This window comes from Bacillus sp. ABA4_010 (assembly GCF_056159105.1).
Genome location: NZ_JBSWUN010000002.1, coordinates 23644 through 43420, shown reverse-complemented (window position 1 = coordinate 43420; position 19777 = coordinate 23644). Strand labels below are relative to the sequence as shown.

Here is a 19777-nt window from a genome sequence, read left to right as displayed (position 1 = left end):
AAGAAGAGTGGTTTCTTATGGTTGTATAATGAGGAACCCTCTTCTTGTTGTTATTTTAATAAATTATATCTATATAGGAAGAAATGAGGGAGTAATCATGTTATTTGATACACATGTTCATCTAAATGCTAATCAATACAAAGATGATTTAGAAGAAGTGATTGAGCGTGCCCAATCAGCTGGAGTCGAGCAGATGGTCGTTGTTGGATTTGATCGGGAAACGATTCAAAAAGCGATAGAAATTACGGAAAAATATGACTTTATTTATGCGAGCGTTGGATGGCATCCAGTTGATGCGATTGATATGACGCCAGAGGATTTAAAATGGATCGAAGAACTGGCCGCTCATCCGAAAGTGGTAGCACTTGGTGAGATGGGACTTGATTATTATTGGGATAAATCTCCAAAAGATGTACAACAACAAGTATTCCGTCAACAAATTCGCTTAGCACGAAAAGTGAATCTGCCGATTATTATTCATAATCGTGATGCTACGGAAGATGTAGTCCGCATTTTGAAAGAAGAAAAGGTAGAAGAAGTAGGCGGCATTATGCATTGTTTTACAGGGAGTTTGGAAGTAGCGAAGCAATGCATGGATATGAATATGTACATTTCATTTGGAGGCCCGGTTACATTCAAAAATGCCAAAAAGCCGAAAGAAGTCGCTGCGGCAATTCCGCTTGATAAGTTATTAATTGAAACCGATTGTCCATATTTAACGCCACATCCTTATCGTGGAAAAAGGAATGAGCCTGGGTATGTTTCATATGTAGCGGAACAAATTGCTGCCCTCAAAGAAATGGATTATGAAGAATTGGCGAAAATAACAACGGAAAATGCCAAAAAGTTATTTAGAATCCATCGATAAAAATCGATAAAAATCGATAAATTTTCAGGTAATTTTGTCCAAAAAAGCACCAGAATAAAAAAGTTCTACAAGTCTCTTTTTACTCATAGTATAAACTTGTCGACAAGTCTTCCTTCCCTTTTTTTGAAAGTTTAGACATAATAGACTATATCCGTTGCCCGGATGGGAGGGTTGACAAGTTGATAAGTACTCTATATAATCTCTGCGAGAGAAGGAGGAGTTTTTCATCGTGTTACAAAACGTGAAAAAGCTGTTTTCCGATTCTGTCAGGAGTAAAAAGAGACTGAGCATTATGCTTACAAGTTTCATAGTCGTTTCGGCAGTCTTATCATTCACTGTCTATCAAACGACACAAGCATCAGTTTCTCTAACGATTGACGGAAAAGAGGAAAAACTGAGGACCCACGCGGATACCGTAGGGGAATTGCTGAAAGAGCAAAACATTAAAGTTCGAGATGAGGACTTTTTATCCCATACGTTATCAGCGAGTGTAAGCAGTGATATGAAAGTGGTTTGGAAGCCGGCGAAGTCGATTGACTTAATCGTCGATAACCAAAAACAAAGCATCTGGACAACAGCAGATACCATTAAAGAAGTTCTTGCAAATGAAAAGATTAACATATCAGAGCATGACCAAGTAGAACCTGATTTAGATACAGCCATTGAAGACCATTTAACTGTTCAAGTGAATAAAGCTTTTTTGATTAAGCTAAATCAAGGTGGAAACGAACAACAAGTGTGGTCAACTTCGACTACGGTCGCTGACTTTTTAAAACAACAAGAAATTAAACTGGATGACTTAGACCGTGTAGAACCTAATTTAACTAGTTTAGTCACACCTAATATTGTCGTAAATGTTGTAAAAGTAGAAAAAGTCACCGATGTAGTGGAAGAACCCGTTGGCTATGCAGTCGTTACTAAAAACGACCCTTCTTTAGAAAAAGGCACGGAAAAAGTGGTGTCTGAAGGAGTAGAAGGGCGCGTAGCCAAACATTATGAGGTCATGATGGAGAACGGGAAAGAAGTTTCTCGAAAATTAATCAAAACCGAAAATATACAAGAAAGTAAGGACCGTGTAGTCGCGGTTGGTTCCAAAGTGGTAAAACCTGTTGCTCAAACGGCGGCAGTACAAGTGTCTCGTGATGACAACAAGGTAGCGAAAGAATTTTATGTCAACTCTACCGCTTATACAGCCTTCTGTAACGGCTGCTCAGGGAAAACCAAGACAGGTATTAATTTACGTGCGAATCCTAATGCGAAAGTCATCGCAGTCGATCCAAATGTTATTCCGTTAGGGAGTAAGGTATATGTGGAAGGATACGGCTATGCAATCGCTGGTGATACTGGCGGTGCCATTAAAGGAAACAAAATCGATGTGTTCTTTGCCGATAAATCTCAAGCATATAAATGGGGTCGAAGAACTGTTAAAATAAGAGTGTTAGAGTAATGGATGTGCAGAGGAGATTTTATCCTCTGCCTTTTTTAGGTTAAAATATAAAGGATTTAAATCTTGCTATTAATTAGACGTACAAGGAACAAGAAAGTTTCGCGTTTTGGAGGAAAAAATGAAAATAAAAGAAATTATCGTTGTGGAAGGGCGCGATGACACGACTGCCATCCAACGGGCAGTCAATGCCGACACAATTGAAACAAATGGATCAGCCATAAATGAGGAAACGATTCAAAAGATTAAACTGGCTCAAGAGAAGCGCGGGGTGATCATTTTTACTGATCCTGATTATCCAGGAGAGAAAATTCGAAACACCATTACCGAGCGAGTTCAAGGGTGCAAGCATGCCTTTTTACCAAAAGAAGAAGCAAAAGCGAAAAACGGGAAAAAGGTAGGGATTGAGCATGCTTCGCCACAATCTATTAGAGCGGCTCTTCAGCATGTCAAACAAGAGTGGATAGAAGGGGAAGAAGAGATTTCAAAGGAAGATCTCATTGTCGCTGGCCTTGTTGGTGGACCTGGTTCAAGTGAGCGACGCGAAAAAATTGGGAAGATATTAAAAATCGGCTATACAAATGGCAAACAGCTTCATAAGAGACTACAAATGTTTCAAATTTCTAAAGGCGCTTTTGTCGCGGCTTTAAAAAGCATTCAAGAGGAGGAAAGATAAACTTGTTAAAAGATATTGCAACCCCTAAGAGAACGAAAGAGATACTGGATAAATACGGATTTACCTTCAAAAAGAGTTTAGGTCAAAATTTCTTGGTGGATACAAACATTTTGCATCGTATTGTTGATCATGCAGAAGTAACGGAACAAACAGGAGCGATTGAAATTGGTCCTGGAATTGGGGCACTGACGGAGCAGTTAGCGAAAAGAGCGAAGAAGGTAGTGGCCTTTGAGATTGATCAACGTCTGCTGCCAATCTTAAAAGATACACTTTCTCCATATCCGAATGTGAAAGTCATTCATCAAGACATTTTGCAAGCGGATGTGCATAGCGTGGTTGAGGCTGAATTTCAAGAGGTTGAGGATTTAATGGTGGTAGCGAACCTTCCTTATTACGTAACAACGCCTATTTTGATGAAGTTGTTAGAAGATAAAATTCCAGTGCGCGGAATTGTCGTGATGCTTCAAAAAGAAGTGGCAGACCGAATTGCAGCGAAACCAGGCACGAAAGATTATGGGTCGCTGTCGATTGCCATTCAGTATTATACAGAAGCGGAAACGGTGATGATTGTGCCAAAAACCGTTTTTAACCCTCAACCAAATGTTGATTCTGCGGTTCTTCGCTTGACGAAACGGAAGGAACCAGCGGTTAAAGTAAAAGATGAGAGTTTCTTTTTTACAGTTGTTAGAGCAAGTTTTGCGCAGCGCAGGAAGACGCTTTTGAATAACTTAACCAGTAATTTACCGTTTGGGAAAGCCAAAAAACAGGAGATTGACCAAATGCTCCATCAAATTGGAATTGATCCGAAGCGAAGAGGAGAGACGCTTTCCATCGAGGAATTTGCCGTATTAAGTGATACTTTACAGACGTTAAAAGAGTCATAATCACCTTTTCCCTGATTCTACATAGGTTATTTAGAAGAAACTTAAGTAGGCAGGGCGGAGTGAAAATGATGAATATTCATATTGGTGATATTGTCACTCGACCATCTTATGAACGAGATTTGTTGTTTCGGGTCATTTCGGTTACTGAAGACGCAAAAGGGGAACAATATGCGACGCTTTATGGAGAAGATGTTCGACTGGTCGCAGACGCTCCTTTTTCTGATTTAGAGGTTGTCAGTAACTCTGAGCGTGAGAAACGCTTAAAGCGAGAGGAACAATTGTTAGAGCAGTCTTTATCTTTAATCCAACAAGATTATCGCCTTGTTAGGCAGAAAAATGAGTATAATGCGACAAGTGGATATGGTCATGCGAACCGTTTTTTCCAAATGCCAGGGAGGGTCCTGCATCTGGATGGAGACCCTAACTATTTGAATAAATGTTTAATGTTGTATGAGAAGATTGGAATACCGGTTCATGGGGCCCACTGCTTAGAAAAAGAGATGCCAGCACGAATCGGGGAACTGATGGATGAAATCAGACCCGATTTATTAGTTATTACTGGACATGATGCTTATTCCAAAGTAAAAGGGAAGAAGAATGACCTCATGGCATACCGCCATTCCCAGCATTTTGTTCAAACTGTCCATGAGGCAAGAAAGAGAGTTCCGCATCGGGATCAATTAGTCATTTTTGCTGGAGCGTGCCAGTCTCATTTTGAATCTCTTATATACGCGGGGGCAAATTTTGCTAGTTCCCCTTCGAGAGTGAACATTCATGCGCTTGATCCTGTTTATATTGTGGCACGCATTAGCTTCACCCCTTTTACAGAGGACGTAAGTGTATGGGATGTGTTAAAAAACACACTGACAGGTGATAAAGGGCTGGGAGGCATCCAAACGAGAGGGCTGCTTCGTACTGGGATGCCTTATTATCCTCATGAGGATGAATGAACAACCTATGCATGTTTGAAAAGAAGAATCTGTCGCCTCCATCCGACAAGCAATGGATGGATTGACGGGTTCTTTTTTCTATTTTAGATAATTTTTTTAAAAGATTGGATGTAAATAGAGAGATGTGAAAAAATTGTAAAAGTGTACATATTTAAGAAAAATGGGTGCATAATAATGGTTGTAGATTTTTGTTGATAACTTTGTATTGACACTCATTGTTATACGTTGATATAATTTAAATTTTTGACTTATATTAAAATGCGTGTTATACTTTAATCAGTGAGGTGGCGAATATGGCTAAAACATTATCGGACATTAAGCAGTCGCTTGACTCTAATTTAGGCAGAAGGCTTAAATTAAAGGCAAACGGAGGCCGCAGAAAGACGATTGAGCGTTTCGGGGTATTAACAGAAACATATCCTTCTGTATTTGTCGTAGAACTAGATGAAGAAAACGCATTAGAAAGAGTTTCGTACAGCTATGCAGACGTTTTAACGGAAACGGTACAGTTAACGTTTTTTGATGAGACTTCAGGGAATTTAGCAATGGGCGGGCAGTAGACATTTGTTTGCTGCTTTTTTATTGCTATTTAAACATAGAATATTTTTCGTTTATACATACTAAAGATGTCGCAGTTTCATGAAAGGAGCTGCATGCGAGTGGGAAGACGTAAAGGCATGATGTCACACCGCTTAAAAGAAGAACTGGCAAAAGAGCTAGGCTTCTACGATGTAGTACAGCAAGCAGGATGGGGAGCTATTCGTTCCAAGGATGCTGGAAATATGGTGAAGCGAGCCATTGAAATAGCGCAACAAAACCTGCTTGATTCATAATAGAGTTTAGGTTGCACTCTTGACGTGAAGGAAAAGGGTTATACTCATTACCGAAAAACTTGTCGAGGAGCCGTCGTGTTACGGTGCTTTCACAAATAGTCACACGCCTATTGAGCAGCATATGCCGGAACTCTTCGGAATGTTGCCAAGAGGCTCTGCTTTCGGTTACCGAGGGATAAAGGAAGCTTTCATCAGTAGGGGGGTTCTTTCATTCCCTACCGATGATTCGTTGATTTATCGGGTTTTTACGGGCTGTTAGATTCCACTTAAACTTCTACAATCATTCAACATTTTGAGGTGGGAATTCTTGTTGTCCGTTAATGCGGGATAAAATGAAATTGCGACAGCCGAAGCGCAAGCGCTTCGGCCTCTTGAATTTTGTGGTAAAAGTTTTAATTTAATGCAGACAAATGTCGAAATAACATGATTCATATTGTATATTTTATTATGGATAGCATTAAACTTTAGTAAGCAGAGTAGGTGACAGTTAATGAAATTAATGGTGAAAGCACCAGCTAAGATAAATCTTTCGCTAGATGTATTACATAAACGTTCCGATGGTTACCATGAAGTGAAAATGGTGATGACGACAATTGATTTGGCCGATCGAGTTGAATTGGAGGAAAGGGATGACCAGCGCATTGTGATTCATTCACATGACCGCTACGTACCTGACGATCACCGTAACTTGGCGTACCAGGCAGCACAGTTGCTGAAGGAACGTTTTCAGGTTCGCAAAGGGGTAACGATTTCTATCGTTAAAAACATACCTGTTGCAGCCGGTTTAGCGGGTGGGAGCAGTGATGCTGCTGCGACATTAAGAGGGTTGAATACGCTTTGGGATTTAAACCTGTCCCTTGATGAATTAGCGACCTTAGGAGCTGAAATTGGTTCTGATGTATCTTTTTGTGTATATGGAGGAACCGCTCTTGCGACAGGCAGAGGAGAAATCATCGAGCACATCCAAACCCCTCCTAATTGTTGGGTGATATTGGCTAAACCAGAAATCGGTGTGTCGACAGCGGAAGTGTATAAAAACCTCAATCTATCACATGTCACTCATCCAAACGTTGACTCGATGCTCGAGGCTATCGATCAGCAGGATTACGATAAAATGTGTCAATCAGTCGGCAACGTTTTGGAAAACGTGACATTAAAGATGCATCCAGAAGTGAATCTTATTAAGGAACAAATGAAGCGGTTCGGAGCGGATGCCGTTTTAATGAGCGGAAGCGGACCGACTGTGTTTGGGTTGGCCCAATACGATTCTCGGATGCAAAGAGTCTATAATGGTTTACGTGGCTTTTGTGACAACGTATATGCGGTAAGATTGCTAGGTGAGCGTGTAGATATTGATTAAACACGTATATTAATGTTATATTTACAATATAACATTCGGTTTTTTAGGAGGTAACTATGAAGTTTCGGCGGAGTGGACGATTAATTGATATGACTCACTATTTTCTTCAAAATCCTCAGCGCCTAATTCCCTTAACTTATTTTGCAGATAAATATAAATCCGCTAAATCCTCGATTAGTGAGGATATGGGAATTATTAAACAAACATTCGAGCAGCAAGGTGTAGGGACATTGTTAACACTGCCAGGGGCGGCAGGTGGAGTGAAATTTATTCCGAAAGCTTCAAAAGAGGAAGCAGAAGCCTTTATTAGTGAGCTATGTGAGATGATGGAGAGCCCTGAGCGCTTGCTCCCAGGTGGATATTTATATTTGACTGATATTTTAGGGAATCCGCGAATCGTAAACAATATCGGGCGCCTGTTCGCTTCGGTTTATGCGGATCGCAAAATAGATGTTGTCATGACGGTCGCAACAAAAGGAATTCCGTTAGCTTATGCAGTGGCTCAGTTTTTAGATGTGCCTGTAGTGATTGTTCGTAAAGACAGTAAGGTAACAGAAGGTTCAACTGTCAGCATTAACTATGTGTCAGGATCTTCTAAGCGCATTCAAACGATGCTGCTAGCGAAAAGAAGCTTAGAGACGGGTTCTAATGTACTGATTATCGATGATTTCATGAAAGCAGGCGGAACGGTCAATGGAATGATTAGTCTGTTGGAAGAGTTTCAAGCTAATGTGGCTGGCATTGGTGTCTTAGTGGAATCGGAAGATATTGAAGAACGACTGGTAGACGAATACATTTCTCTCATCAAGTTAACGGATGTGAATGTAAAAGACAAGCAAATTCGTGTAACGGAAGGAAACTATTTTACACATTTATGAAAAATGTGGTAAAAAGAAAGTGACATTGTCTAAATATAGGGGGATGAAACATGAAACAGGTCCAAACAAAAGCAGCGCCGCAGGCAATCGGTCCATATTCTCAAGGAATCATCGTCAATAATATGTTTTACAGCTCTGGGCAAATTCCGTTAAGAGCAGATGGGACTCTTGTAGAGGGCGGTATTGAAGAGCAGACGGAGCAAGTATTTGAAAACTTAAAAGCCGTACTAGAAACAGCAGGTGCTTCTTTATCAACAGTAGTCAAAGCGACGGTTTTCATTAAAGATATGAATGATTTTGCTCCATTAAACGAAGTGTATGGTCGTTATTTTGGAGAACATAAACCAGCACGTTCATGTGTTGAGGTGGCTAGACTTCCGAAGGACGTTCTAGTAGAAATTGAAGTCATCGCTTTAGTTAAATCATGAAAAAAGAGGGACGCTAACATGTGAACATGTTAGCGTCCCTCTTTTTTGAACTGCCCAATATTTTATGAGTGAACCTGACTTTAAATCGATCAATGAGGCTGAAAAATTCAATTTTTTAGAAATATACTAAAAAATTTTTTTGAATTGAAGGAAAATAATAAAAACTGTGGAATTAATTATGTAAAGCTTCGATATAGGAAAAGGTGGTGAACATAAATGGAAGTAACTGACGTAAGATTACGCCGCGTAAACACCGATGGACGTATGAGAGCAATTGCATCTATTACGTTGGACAATGAATTTGTTGTTCATGATATCCGTGTAATTGATGGCAATAATGGCTTATTTGTCGCCATGCCTAGTAAACGTACGCCAGACGGTGAATTCCGCGATATCGCTCATCCAATTAACTCAAATACTCGCGGGAAAATTCAAGATGCTGTCTTAGCTGAATATCACCGTTTAGGTGAATTAGAAGTCGAATTTGAAGAAGCAGGTGCTTCTTAAAATATGCACAGAACGGTTTCAATAGGGTGTAATACACTATTTGAAATTGTAGTACATGAGAAGATGGACTGAAGGGAAGAATATTACCCCCTTTGGTTCATCTTTTTATTTTGAATTCTTTTTCCCGTTTTCCTTAGTTATGAAACAAAAAATGGATAATTCGTATGTTTAGCTCATGCGTATAACCTTATAATCGCTCTATTTTCATAAAAGTGCTGACAAAAATATGTACTTTTCCATCATTCCTTGAAATGATAGCCTATTTAGGATATATTCTTAATGGATAAAAAGGTAAAATTGGAGGCCGGCTATGACAAATAGATATGCAGTCATATTGGCAGCTGGACAAGGAACGCGTATGAAGTCCTCTTTATATAAAGTGTTACACCCTGTCTGCGGTAAGCCAATGGTTCAGCATGTAATTGATCAACTATCTGTTTTAGACTTAAAAAAGCTTATTACAATTGTTGGTCACGGTGCAGAGGAAGTTCAATCACATATTGGTGACAAAAGTCTGTTTGCCTTGCAAGCAGAACAATTAGGAACAGCCCATGCAGTAATGCAAGCGAAGGATTTATTAATGGATGAAAAAGGGACGACTATTGTAGTCTGCGGAGATACTCCCCTTATCACCTCTCAAACAATTGATGCATTGCTTCAACACCATGAACGAAATAACGCCAAGGCGACGATTTTGACAGCCTATGCACAAGACCCGACTGGTTATGGACGAATCATCCGTAATGAAAATGGGTCAGTGGAGAAAATCGTCGAGCATAAGGATGCGTCCGAGAGTGAGCGAGCGGTACAAGAAATTAATACAGGGACGTACTGCTTTGATAATCAATCGCTGTTTGATGCGCTGGCTAAAGTATCTAATGATAACGTTCAAGGTGAATACTACTTACCGGATGTTGTAGAAATTCTACAAAAAGCCGGAGAGACCGTATCTGCTTATCAAACTCCTCATTTTGAAGAAACATTAGGCGTAAATGATCGCTATGCTTTATCTCAAGCAGAAGAGATTATGAAAAAACGAATCAATAAGCAACATATGTTAAATGGTGTGACGATTATTGATCCGTCTCATACGTATATTTCGGTAGATGCCCAAATTGGCCGCGATACAGTCCTTTACCCTGGCACAATCATTCAAGGGGCGGCTGTTATTGGAGAGCGATGTGAAGTGGGGCCAAATACAGAAATCAAAGATTCCAGCATCGGAAATGAAACAGTTATTCGTCATTCCGTTGTTCATGATAGTGAAGTGGGTATGAACGTCACGATTGGTCCATTTGCTCATATTCGTCCTAAGTCTGCCATTGCAGATGAGGTACGTATTGGCAATTTCGTTGAAATTAAAAATACAGCGTTCGGTAAAGGAAGCAAAGCTTCTCATTTAAGTTATATTGGCGACGCTGAAGTAGGTCAAAATGTAAATTTAGGCTGTGGATCAATAACGGTTAACTATGATGGGAAAAATAAGTTTCTCACGAAAATAGAAGACGGGGCGTTTATTGGTTGTAATTCTAACTTGATTGCGCCGGTCACTGTAGGGAAAGAAGCTTACGTAGCTGCCGGTTCAACGATTACGCAAGATGTACCTGGAAAGGCATTGTCGATTGCACGTGCGCGCCAGGTGAACAAAGAAGGTTACGCAGAAAAAATGGATGTTCATAAAAAATCCTAATGGAGGGGCTTATACTAAAATGTCAAAACAATACGGCGATGAGAACTTAAAAGTATTTTCTTTAAATTCAAATGCGGGATTAGCGGAAGAGATTGCGAAAGTGATTGGGGTCCAGCTTGGACAATGTTCGGTTACACGTTTCAGTGACGGTGAAATTCAAATCAATATTGAAGAGAGTATTCGCGGTTGTGATGTATTCGTTATTCAATCAACAAGTGCACCGGTAAACGAGCATATTATGGAATTGTTAATTATGATTGATGCACTAAAGCGTGCGTCTGCTAAAACAATTAGCATTGTAATGCCTTATTACGGTTATGCGCGTCAAGACCGCAAAGCCCGTGCCCGTGAACCAATTACAGCGAAATTAGTAGCTAATTTACTTGAAACAGCTGGTGCGGACCGTGTCATCACACTAGACTTGCACGCACCTCAAATTCAAGGGTTCTTCGATATTCCTATTGACCATTTAGTAGGCGTGCCGATTTTAGGAGAATACTTCAAGAGTAAAAACTTGGAAGATGTTGTCGTTGTATCCCCAGACCATGGCGGAGTAACGCGTGCAAGAAAACTGGCGGAACGCTTAAAAGCACCAATTGCGATTATCGATAAGCGCCGTCCACGTCCAAATGTAGCAGAAGTTATGAACATTGTTGGAAATATTGACGGTAAAACAGCCATCTTGATTGATGATATGATCGATACAGCAGGGACAATTACGCTTGCAGCGAATGCGCTTGTGGAAAATGGGGCAACAGATGTTTATGCATGTTGTACACACCCAGTATTATCTGGTCCAGCTATCGAACGTATTCAAAATTCAAAGATTAAAGAACTAGTGGTGACGAACTCCATCAGCTTACCGGAAGAGAAGAAGATTGAGAAGTTAATCCAACTATCGGTGGCACCATTAATTGGAGAAGCAATTATCCGTGTCCACGAAGACTTATCTGTAAGTACATTATTCGATTGATAAAAAGAGTCCTGCCAGTGGCAGGGCTTTTTTTATTTGACATGAAGATTAGCGGATTTTTAGAGTTGAGCAGTTGTATTCATTTTTTGTATCCATGTTTAAGGCTAGGAGAAATGGGGCACGTTTATAGTAGACAAATAACTAGACTTACACATGGAAGGTGAAAAGAATTGAGTATTGTATTGACAGCAAATGAGCGTAAAGATTTGAAACATTCGGCAACGACAAAATTGAGAAATGAAGGTCATTTTCCCGCAGTTGTGTATGGCAGACAAGTTCAGTCAAAGCCGATTTATGTGAACAGTGCCGATTTTATGAAAACGATGAAAGAAGCGGGGCGTAACGGAGTACTAACATTAACTGTTCAAAATGAAACTTTTTCCGTCATGTTACACGATCTTCAAACGGATCCACTAAAAAATGAAGTGATGCATGCAGACTTCCAAGTGGTGGATATGTCTAAAGAGGTAGATGCAGACGTCAATGTAGTATTAACTGGTGACGCTCCTGGCGTAAAAGAAGGTGGAGTGATGCAGCAAGCCCTTCATCAGCTGTCGGTTCGTGCCTTACCGCAAGAAATTCCATCTTCCATTGAAGTGGATGTATCCCATTTACAAGTGAGTGAAACCATCAGCGTTGGAGACATTAGTACAGGTGGAAAATACGAGATAAATCATGAACCGACAGAAACGGTTGCATCGATTCTCCCACCTAAACAAGAGGAAAATATTGATAGTGGTGAACAGCAGGATGAAGTGAATGAAGTAGAAACAAACGAAGAATAAAGCATAAATAAAAAGACGTGACCAAAAGGTTACGCCTTTTTATTTGAATTGATTATAATAAGAATAGGACAGTTATTATTGAAAGGAGCCTATTCATTTGAAACTCATAGTTGGATTAGGAAACCCTGGAAGAGAATATGACCAAACACGTCATAATATCGGGTTTATGATTATTGATGAATTAGCTGAGCAAATGGGGATTCAGTTAGATAAAACAAAATTTAACGGATTATATGGACAAGGAATAGTCAACGGAGAGAAGGTTCTATTATTAAAGCCGTTAACATATATGAATTTATCAGGAGAGTCCGTTCGCCCATTAATGGACTATTATAATCTTGAGACAGAAGACTTGTTGGTTATTTATGATGATTTGGATTTGCCGCAAGGAAAGGTTCGTCTGCGTGGTAAAGGAAGTGCAGGCGGTCATAACGGCATTAAATCGCTGAATCAGCATCTAGGTACACAGGAATTCAACCGAATTCGAGTTGGAATTGGGCGCCCTCAAAACGGAATGAAGGTCGTGGATTATGTGTTGGGGAGATTTACGAACGAAGAAATGGTATTATTAAAAGAAGCGATACATAAATCGGTAGAAGCGAGCAATGAATGGACGAAGCGCCCTTTCTTAGAAGTAATGAATGTGTATAACGGATAAGAGTTGAATAAAAAGCCTCCTGAGTGTTCATAATAGCATTAAAACCCTTGGGAGGAACGCTATGTCCATTCGTTATTTTTGCAGACATTGCGGCTGTAAAGTAGGAGATATCGACTATACATCGCTAAATAGTCAAGCACTTGGTTTCGATCATTTAACGGCGCAAGAAAGAAAAGAATTTATTCAATATCATTCTAATGGCGACATGTCCGTCAAGACGATTTGTGAAGATTGCCAAGAAGCGTTGGATCGAAATCCGGATTATCATCAGTATGAAACATTTATACAGTAACTAAAGCTTTGGGAGCCATCTCCCCAAAGCGTTTTTCTATTTATATAAATGGTTTCACGGGAGGAGGGAATCCTTTGTTAGGGATTAAAAATTATTTTTATGAGACAGAAGATATTCAAACGGTTGTAGCCAGCTTAGAGGAAGGGTTGAGTGAGCAAATGATTGCGGGATTAGCTGGATCTGCCCGCTCCATCTTAGCTGCCTCCTTATATGAGAAGAAACAAGATCCCTTGCTGATTGTGACCCATAATTTATATCAGGCACAAAAAGTGTATGAGGATTTAACGAATTTATTGCCAGAAGCGCCTGTTTTCTTATATTCGTCGAATGATTTAATTGCGTCTGAAATGGCGACAGCAAGTCCAGAGCTCCGAGCACAACGGATTGACGTCCTAAATTATTGGAGTCATCATTCAAAAGGAATTATCGTGACACCTATCTCGGGGTTGAGAAAGCTGTTGCCGCCTAAAGCGCAATGGCAAAAAAGTCAGCTCGTTTTCAAGGTAGGAGAAGACATTGACTTGGAGGAACAACTGGCAAAGCTTGTTGTAATGGGATATGAACGTGTAGGGGTGGTTGCGTCCCCGGGTGAGTTCAGCATTCGAGGTGGAATTGTTGATATTTATCCGCTGACGGAGGAGCTTCCTGTTCGTATCGAGCTATTTGATACAGAAATTGATTCCATCCGTTCCTTTACGATTGAAGATCAACGCTCTCAACAGAAAATGGAGCAAATCATGATTGGTCCTGCCATTGAGACGGTGTTTTCTAAAGAAGATATCGAAAGAGGGATTGGGGCGTTGGAAGTAGGGCTGGCAGCGACGATAAAAAAAGTGAAGGACCCTGCTGTTAAAGAAAAGCTGCTCGAACAAGTTGGGCAAGAGCTAGAGTATTTGAAGCAAGGGACTATTCCGGACCATGTCTTTAAATATGTCTCTCTTTTCTACGGAAATCATACAAGTTTACTAGATTATGTTCCTGACAATACGGTTGTCATGTTCGATGAAACGACCCGTATTCATGAAATGTCTGATCAACTAGATAAAGAAGAGGCTGATTGGATTACGGATTTACTTAGTTCCGGGGAAATCATCCATGGGGTGACGGTTTCTCAAAAACTTGGTCAGTTAATTGGAAAGACAACAAAAAGAAGAATATATCTTTCTTTGTTTTTGAAGCATATTCCGTTTACAAATCCGCAAAACATTATTAACATCTCATATAAATCTATGCAGCAGTTTTATGGACAGATGAATGTGTTGAAAAGTGAAATCGATCGCTGGTTAAAAAGCAATATGGCGGTGGTGCTGCTAGGCGCAAGTCAAGAGCGTGTTGAGAAACTTGAGAGCGTGTTGGCTGATTACGAAATTGACGCTTCCATGTTATCAGGTGATAGTTCACTCGTTCAAGGGAAAGTCCAAATTATGCAAGGCGATCTTCAAGCGGGGTTTGAACTTCCTATGCATAAGCTGGTCGTATTAACGGAAGAAGAATTGTTTAAGAAGCGAGCGAAAAAAAGCCAAAGACGTCAAAAATTATCAAATGCGGAACGGATTAAAAATTATTCCGAATTGAATGTTGGCGATCATGTTGTACACGTTAATCATGGAATTGGTCGATATTTAGGGATTGAAACACTTGAAATCAATGGGATTCATAAGGACTATATTCATATTAAGTATGAAGGCAGCGATAAACTGTATGTACCGGTTGAACAAATCGACCAAGTTCAAAAATATGTAGGATCAGAAGGGAAAGAACCGAAGCTCTACAAGCTTGGGGGGAGTGAATGGAAGAAAGTTAAACGGAAAGTGGAATCATCTGTCCAAGACATTGCCGATGATTTGATTAAGCTGTATGCCGAACGTGAAGCGAGTAAAGGGTATGCCTTTTCACCGGACGGGGATATGCAGCGTTCGTTTGAAACTTCTTTCCCTTATCAAGAGACAGAGGATCAATTGCGCTCCATTCAAGAAATTAAACGTGATATGGAACGAGAGCGGCCGATGGACCGGTTGCTTTGCGGTGATGTAGGGTATGGAAAAACGGAAGTGGCCATTCGTGCAGCTTTTAAAGCTATTAGTGATGGAAAGCAAGTCGCGTTTCTTGTGCCTACGACCATCTTAGCCCAGCAACATTATGAAACGATTCGTGAACGCTTTCAAGAGTACCCGGTGAATATTGGGCTTCTTAGTCGATTCCGTACGCGAAAACAGCTTCAAGAGACGACAAAGGGGCTGAAAAACGGAACGGTCGACATTGTTGTGGGGACCCATCGACTTCTTTCAAAAGATGTTACGTATAAAGATTTAGGTTTGTTAATCATCGATGAAGAACAGCGTTTCGGTGTTACACATAAGGAAAAAATTAAGCAAATGAAAGCGAATGTCGATGTATTGACGTTAACGGCTACACCAATTCCTCGTACATTGCATATGTCCATGCTTGGAGTACGGGATTTATCGGTGATTGAAACACCGCCTGAAAACCGCTTCCCTGTTCAAACATATGTAGCGGAATACAATCCCGGTTTAGTCAGAGAGGCGATTGAACGGGAGTTGGCTCGAGATGGACAAGTTTATTTCTTATATAACCGTGTAGAAGATATTGAGCGAAAAGCAGAAGAGATTTCTATGCTTGTTCCAGATGCTCGTGTTGCCTTTGCTCATGGGAAAATGAATGAAAATGAACTAGAAGCCGTCATATTGAACTTTCTAGAAGGGGAATATGATGTGTTGGTGAGTACGACTATCATTGAAACGGGTGTAGATATTCCGAATGTGAACACGTTAATTGTTCATGATGCAGACAAAATGGGCTTATCGCAGCTTTACCAATTGAGGGGGCGTGTCGGAAGATCAAGCCGTGTCGCGTATGCTTATTTCACATATCGAAAGGACAAAGTGTTAACGGAAGTGGCGGAAAAAAGGCTTCAGGCGATTAAAGAGTTTACAGAGCTAGGGTCTGGCTTTAAAATCGCCATGAGAGACTTGTCCATTCGCGGAGCAGGGAATATTCTTGGTTCCCAACAACATGGATTCATTGACTCTGTCGGGTTCGATTTGTATTCACAAATGCTAAAAGAAGCGATTGAAGCGAGAAAAGAACATGGCGAAGAGAAGAAAACGGCCTTTAATGTCGAAATTAATGTGGATATTGATGCCTATATTCCGGATTTATACATTACCGACGGTCGTTTGAAAATTGAGATGTATAAACGTTTCCGAGCAATTGAGACATTAGAAGATGTGCAGGAACTTCAAGAAGAGATGGTGGATCGATTTGGGGATTACCCGGAAGAAGTCGCGTACTTATTCAAGATTGCGGAAATGAAAGTACACGCAAAAATGAATTTCGTAGAATCCATTGTACAAGTGAAACAAAATGTAACAATTTTACTATCTGAACAAGCGAGTGAGACAATTGATGGGGCGAAACTCTTTAAAGCAGGAAATGAATTTGGTCGCATGATCAGCTTGGGAATGGATGGAAAGAAAGTAAAAATGGTGATTAATACAAAAGGGGTCGCCCAAGAAAAATGGCTGGATATTGCCTATGGGATGATTAAAGATTTACCGAATATGCATCGTGAAGGGGTCAAAAGTTAAATCGATATGAACGTCACTTTTGGCTAGGGCAGAAAAAGGATTTATAACATGTCTTAAAGCATCATCTTTTCATTTAAGCTTTTTTCAACAGATGTGGTACAGCAATCTGTTGAAAAAGGCTTTTATTTTTTATTTCCATATATTTCTTAAAAAAGTTTGGATAAAAGAGGATAAGGGTACAAAGTATACAACAAAACAATTATTTCTCCTTTTATTTATGGAAATAGAAGGTTTGGTTTTGAAAATGGTTGTTAATGATTATAGTGGGGACTTTTTAACAAAAAAAGATACAGTTGGTGTATAGAAGTTCATTTGTGAAGGATACTAATTTCAACAATGGTGATATCTTCAATCAAAGGGTAGAATGAACATCATCACCAATTATTTTTCAATCATCATATGAAAGTGAGGCTTCCATGATGAAAGCAACTGGTATTGTTCGTCGTATTGATGATTTAGGTCGGGTAGTCATACCGAAAGAAATTAGAAGAACATTACGTATTCGCGAGGGAGATCCATTAGAGATATTTGTTGATCGAGATGGAGAAGTCATTTTGAAAAAATATTCTCCAATCAGTGAGTTAAGTGATTTTGCAAAGGAATATGGTGAGGCGCTCTATGATAGTCTCGGCCACCCCGTTCTCATTTGCGATCGGGATGTGTTCATCGCAGTATCAGGAGGGTCCAAGAAAGAGTATTTAAATAAAAATATTAGTGAATTAGTAGAAGAAGTAATGGAAAGCAGAAATTCTGTTTTAGTCTCGGATCAAAAAGAGCTGGAATTGGTAGAAGGACATGGTGAAGAGGTCACCTCTTACACAATCGGTCCAATTATAGCTAGCGGCGATCCGATTGGTGCAGTTGTTATTTTTTCCAAAGATAAAGCACTTAGTGAAATTGAACATAAGGCAGTAGAAACAGCGGCAGGGTTTTTATCCCGTCAAATGGAGCAATAAAGGACTATTGGTTGGACAAGCTCCCAGTATTTATTTTCCCTATCCCTTTTGATAACGTTTTGTTTTAGCATGTAGGTAACGGACTAAATAATCTAACACATGATATGATAATGAGACAGGTGCCTGAAAAGCAGAAATGCTGATAGGTGCCTGTCTCATTTTAGATTGTGATGGAACTGAACCTTTTCCAATAAAACTCATGATATAATTACTGGTGTTCTTTTCTATATCGATTGGTGGAGGAGACAAGGTGACAATATGTCCAGTGTTTCCGCTCTTGATAGGCTCATTTAAGCCGTCTGAATGCGAAGGATACCAGTTGGTGACGTAGCGGATATAACGATGAGGAAGGTCGAGTAGGGGTATTGAAAAACATAAGAAAACATTCAACAGAAATCCCTCTTCGGCATGTTTGGAACGGGGCTGTTATTTTAACGTTAGCCGCTTTAATTTCGAAAGTATTGAGTGCGGGCTATCGCATCCCGTATCATTATATTGCCGGGGATATCGGATTTTATATTTATCAACAAATCTATCCTTTCTATGGATTAGCGGTACTATTTAGTACATATGGATTTCCAGTCATTATCTCTAAATTGATTGCACAAGAGGTGGGGCATGGAAGAATGGGGGCCGTTCACAGCATTATGAAAGTGTCATTTTGGACATTATTTCTAGTGAATGTGCTGTTATTCCTCTTGCAATATATGGGGGCGGAGAAAATTGCTGGTTTAATGGGTGATCGTCAACTGGCTGACTTAATTCGAATTGTAGCCTTTTCCTTTTTGCTCACCCCATTTATTGCCGTGTTGAGGGGGTATCATCAAGGTTTAAATGATATGGTGCCTACGGCGGTGTCACAAGTGATGGAGCAATTTGTTCGCGTGGGAACGATTTTAGCTTTTTCTTATTTGTTATTAGCGAATGGGTATGGACTGTACGCAGCGGGAGCGGGAGCCGTGTTTAGTTCCATCACAGGGGGCTTTGTCGCCTTGGCTGTTTTAGTTCTGTTTTATGTGAAACATCGAAAAAGGCGGGAACAAGAGTGGGCAAAGGGCAAAGAGCAAGGAGATACGAAGCGAATTGTTTCTAGTCTTCTCGTTCAAGGTTCATTAGCGTGCATTAGCGGAATGGGCCTTTTATTAATTCAATTTATTGATTCATTTACTTTATATAACGAGCTTGCCCGCATTATGGATCAAGAAGTGGCTAAAGTCCTCAAAGGAATTTATGACCGTGGCTTGCCGCTCATTCAGCTTGGAACGGTCGTCGGAACAGCGTTTTCTCTTTCCCTTGTGCCGATCATTTCGAAAGCGATGTCGCAGAAGGATGACGAGTTATTAAAAGGAAAGACGGAACTTTCTATCCGCTTATCCTTTGTGATAGGAGCGGGTGCGGTACTAGGTTTACTCGGTGTGATGCCATCTGTTAACACCATGCTTTATGGAAACCCAGACGGAACAAATATGTTGAAGGTATTTTGTGTAACTATTTTCTTTACGACAATGAGCGCAACAACCGCTGCGATTTTACAAGGAATGGGGTATGCGGCGATTTCGGCCTGGACGGTTGTAATGGGCATGGTGGTAAAATGGGGATTAAATATATGGCTGATTCCTTTTTTGGGAACAACAGGCGCCGCTGTTGCTTCTGTTCTTAGTTTTGCCGTCGTTGCAGGAGGAAATAGTCTTTATTTATATAAAAAATTAAGGTGTGCCATTATTGAAAAAAAGACCCTTTCTGTTACGTTTAAAGCAGGGGTGGTAATGGTTGTGGTCTTGTTTTTCTATGTAAAAGTTTTGCATTTGTTTAATTCTGCTAGCTCTGACCGAAGTGTAGGGACAGTGTGGGAAGCGTTGAGTGCAGTAGCAATTGGTGGAGTGATTTATATATGGTTAATCTTGCGCAATGGTTTATTTACCCGCCAAGAAGTGTTAAACATTCCATATGGGGATAAACTGTCTAAATGGATAAAGCGGTAAACGGA

Annotated in this window: 19 protein-coding genes; all 19 read left to right on the top strand. The window is 40.2% G+C overall.

From position 1 onward, the window contains the following. The first annotated feature begins 97 nt into the window (after positions 1 to 97). The 19 genes from ACXAEO_RS00970 to ACXAEO_RS00880 all read left to right on the top strand — a co-directional run bounded on the left by ACXAEO_RS00970 (position 98) and on the right by ACXAEO_RS00880 (position 19772). Entirely contained in the window at positions 98 to 868 is a 771-nt protein-coding gene (locus tag ACXAEO_RS00970) for a TatD family hydrolase (RefSeq protein ID WP_474876970.1), read from the top strand. A gap of 229 nt (positions 869 to 1097) precedes the next feature. Next, on the top strand, positions 1098 to 2315 hold the full coding sequence (locus ACXAEO_RS00965) for a ubiquitin-like domain-containing protein (protein ID WP_474876968.1): 1218 nt from the start codon (positions 1098 to 1100) through the stop codon (positions 2313 to 2315). Positions 2316 to 2433: 118 nt separating this feature from the next. After that, positions 2434 to 2988: a ribonuclease M5 gene (gene rnmV, locus ACXAEO_RS00960; RefSeq protein ID WP_474876966.1), complete on the top strand. Its 555-nt coding sequence runs from the start codon at positions 2434 to 2436 to the stop codon at positions 2986 to 2988. A gap of 2 nt (positions 2989 to 2990) precedes the next feature. Further along, a complete protein-coding gene (rsmA, locus tag ACXAEO_RS00955) occupies positions 2991 to 3872 on the top strand; it encodes a 16S rRNA (adenine(1518)-N(6)/adenine(1519)-N(6))-dimethyltransferase RsmA (RefSeq protein ID WP_474876964.1) in 882 nt (293 codons plus the stop codon). 68 nt (positions 3873 to 3940) lie between these two features. Beyond that, on the top strand, positions 3941 to 4822 hold the full coding sequence (gene yabG, locus ACXAEO_RS00950) for a sporulation peptidase YabG (protein WP_474877004.1): 882 nt from the start codon (positions 3941 to 3943) through the stop codon (positions 4820 to 4822). A 293-nt stretch (positions 4823 to 5115) separates the two neighbouring features. Continuing rightward, positions 5116 to 5382, top strand: coding sequence for a biofilm formation stimulator Veg (gene veg / locus ACXAEO_RS00945; RefSeq protein ID WP_028397358.1), 267 nt, complete (start codon positions 5116 to 5118; stop codon positions 5380 to 5382). Between the two features lie 99 nt (positions 5383 to 5481). Further along, positions 5482 to 5655, top strand: a complete 174-nt coding sequence (locus tag ACXAEO_RS00940; protein ID WP_474876962.1) for a small, acid-soluble spore protein, alpha/beta type — start codon at positions 5482 to 5484, stop codon at positions 5653 to 5655. Positions 5656 to 6145: 490 nt separating this feature from the next. Continuing rightward, positions 6146 to 7015 carry a 4-(cytidine 5'-diphospho)-2-C-methyl-D-erythritol kinase gene (gene ispE, locus ACXAEO_RS00935; RefSeq protein WP_474876960.1) on the top strand — a complete coding sequence of 290 codons (870 nt, stop codon included), beginning with the start codon at positions 6146 to 6148 and terminating at the stop codon, positions 7013 to 7015. Positions 7016 to 7071: 56 nt separating this feature from the next. After that, complete coding sequence (gene purR, locus ACXAEO_RS00930) at positions 7072 to 7893, top strand: pur operon repressor (protein WP_474876958.1); 822 nt, start codon at positions 7072 to 7074, stop codon at positions 7891 to 7893. 50 nt (positions 7894 to 7943) lie between these two features. Next, positions 7944 to 8321 carry a RidA family protein gene (locus ACXAEO_RS00925; RefSeq protein WP_474876956.1) on the top strand — a complete coding sequence of 126 codons (378 nt, stop codon included), beginning with the start codon at positions 7944 to 7946 and terminating at the stop codon, positions 8319 to 8321. A gap of 216 nt (positions 8322 to 8537) precedes the next feature. After that, positions 8538 to 8828: a septation regulator SpoVG gene (spoVG, locus tag ACXAEO_RS00920; protein WP_028397363.1), complete on the top strand. Its 291-nt coding sequence runs from the start codon at positions 8538 to 8540 to the stop codon at positions 8826 to 8828. A 310-nt stretch (positions 8829 to 9138) separates the two neighbouring features. Then, positions 9139 to 10518 (top strand): bifunctional UDP-N-acetylglucosamine diphosphorylase/glucosamine-1-phosphate N-acetyltransferase GlmU, encoded by a 1380-nt coding sequence (gene glmU / locus ACXAEO_RS00915; protein ID WP_474876953.1) that lies wholly within the window; start codon positions 9139 to 9141, stop codon positions 10516 to 10518. 19 nt (positions 10519 to 10537) lie between these two features. Continuing rightward, the gene (locus ACXAEO_RS00910) at positions 10538 to 11491 is read left to right on the top strand and encodes a ribose-phosphate diphosphokinase (RefSeq protein WP_474876951.1); all 954 of its coding nucleotides are present in this window, start codon (positions 10538 to 10540) and stop codon (positions 11489 to 11491) included. Between the two features lie 170 nt (positions 11492 to 11661). Then, on the top strand, positions 11662 to 12276 hold the full coding sequence (locus ACXAEO_RS00905) for a 50S ribosomal protein L25/general stress protein Ctc (RefSeq protein ID WP_474876948.1): 615 nt from the start codon (positions 11662 to 11664) through the stop codon (positions 12274 to 12276). Between the two features lie 97 nt (positions 12277 to 12373). Continuing rightward, positions 12374 to 12934: an aminoacyl-tRNA hydrolase gene (gene pth / locus ACXAEO_RS00900; RefSeq protein ID WP_474876946.1), complete on the top strand. Its 561-nt coding sequence runs from the start codon at positions 12374 to 12376 to the stop codon at positions 12932 to 12934. 61 nt (positions 12935 to 12995) lie between these two features. Continuing rightward, on the top strand, positions 12996 to 13226 hold the full coding sequence (locus ACXAEO_RS00895) for an anti-sigma-F factor Fin (protein WP_474876944.1): 231 nt from the start codon (positions 12996 to 12998) through the stop codon (positions 13224 to 13226). A gap of 74 nt (positions 13227 to 13300) precedes the next feature. Beyond that, a complete protein-coding gene (mfd, locus tag ACXAEO_RS00890) occupies positions 13301 to 16834 on the top strand; it encodes a transcription-repair coupling factor (RefSeq protein ID WP_474876942.1) in 3534 nt (1177 codons plus the stop codon). Positions 16835 to 17253: 419 nt separating this feature from the next. Beyond that, positions 17254 to 17790 (top strand): stage V sporulation protein T, encoded by a 537-nt coding sequence (gene spoVT, locus ACXAEO_RS00885; protein WP_474877002.1) that lies wholly within the window; start codon positions 17254 to 17256, stop codon positions 17788 to 17790. 365 nt (positions 17791 to 18155) lie between these two features. Beyond that, the gene (locus ACXAEO_RS00880) at positions 18156 to 19772 is read left to right on the top strand and encodes a putative polysaccharide biosynthesis protein (protein ID WP_474876940.1); all 1617 of its coding nucleotides are present in this window, start codon (positions 18156 to 18158) and stop codon (positions 19770 to 19772) included. Positions 19773 to 19777: the final 5 nt, after the last annotated feature.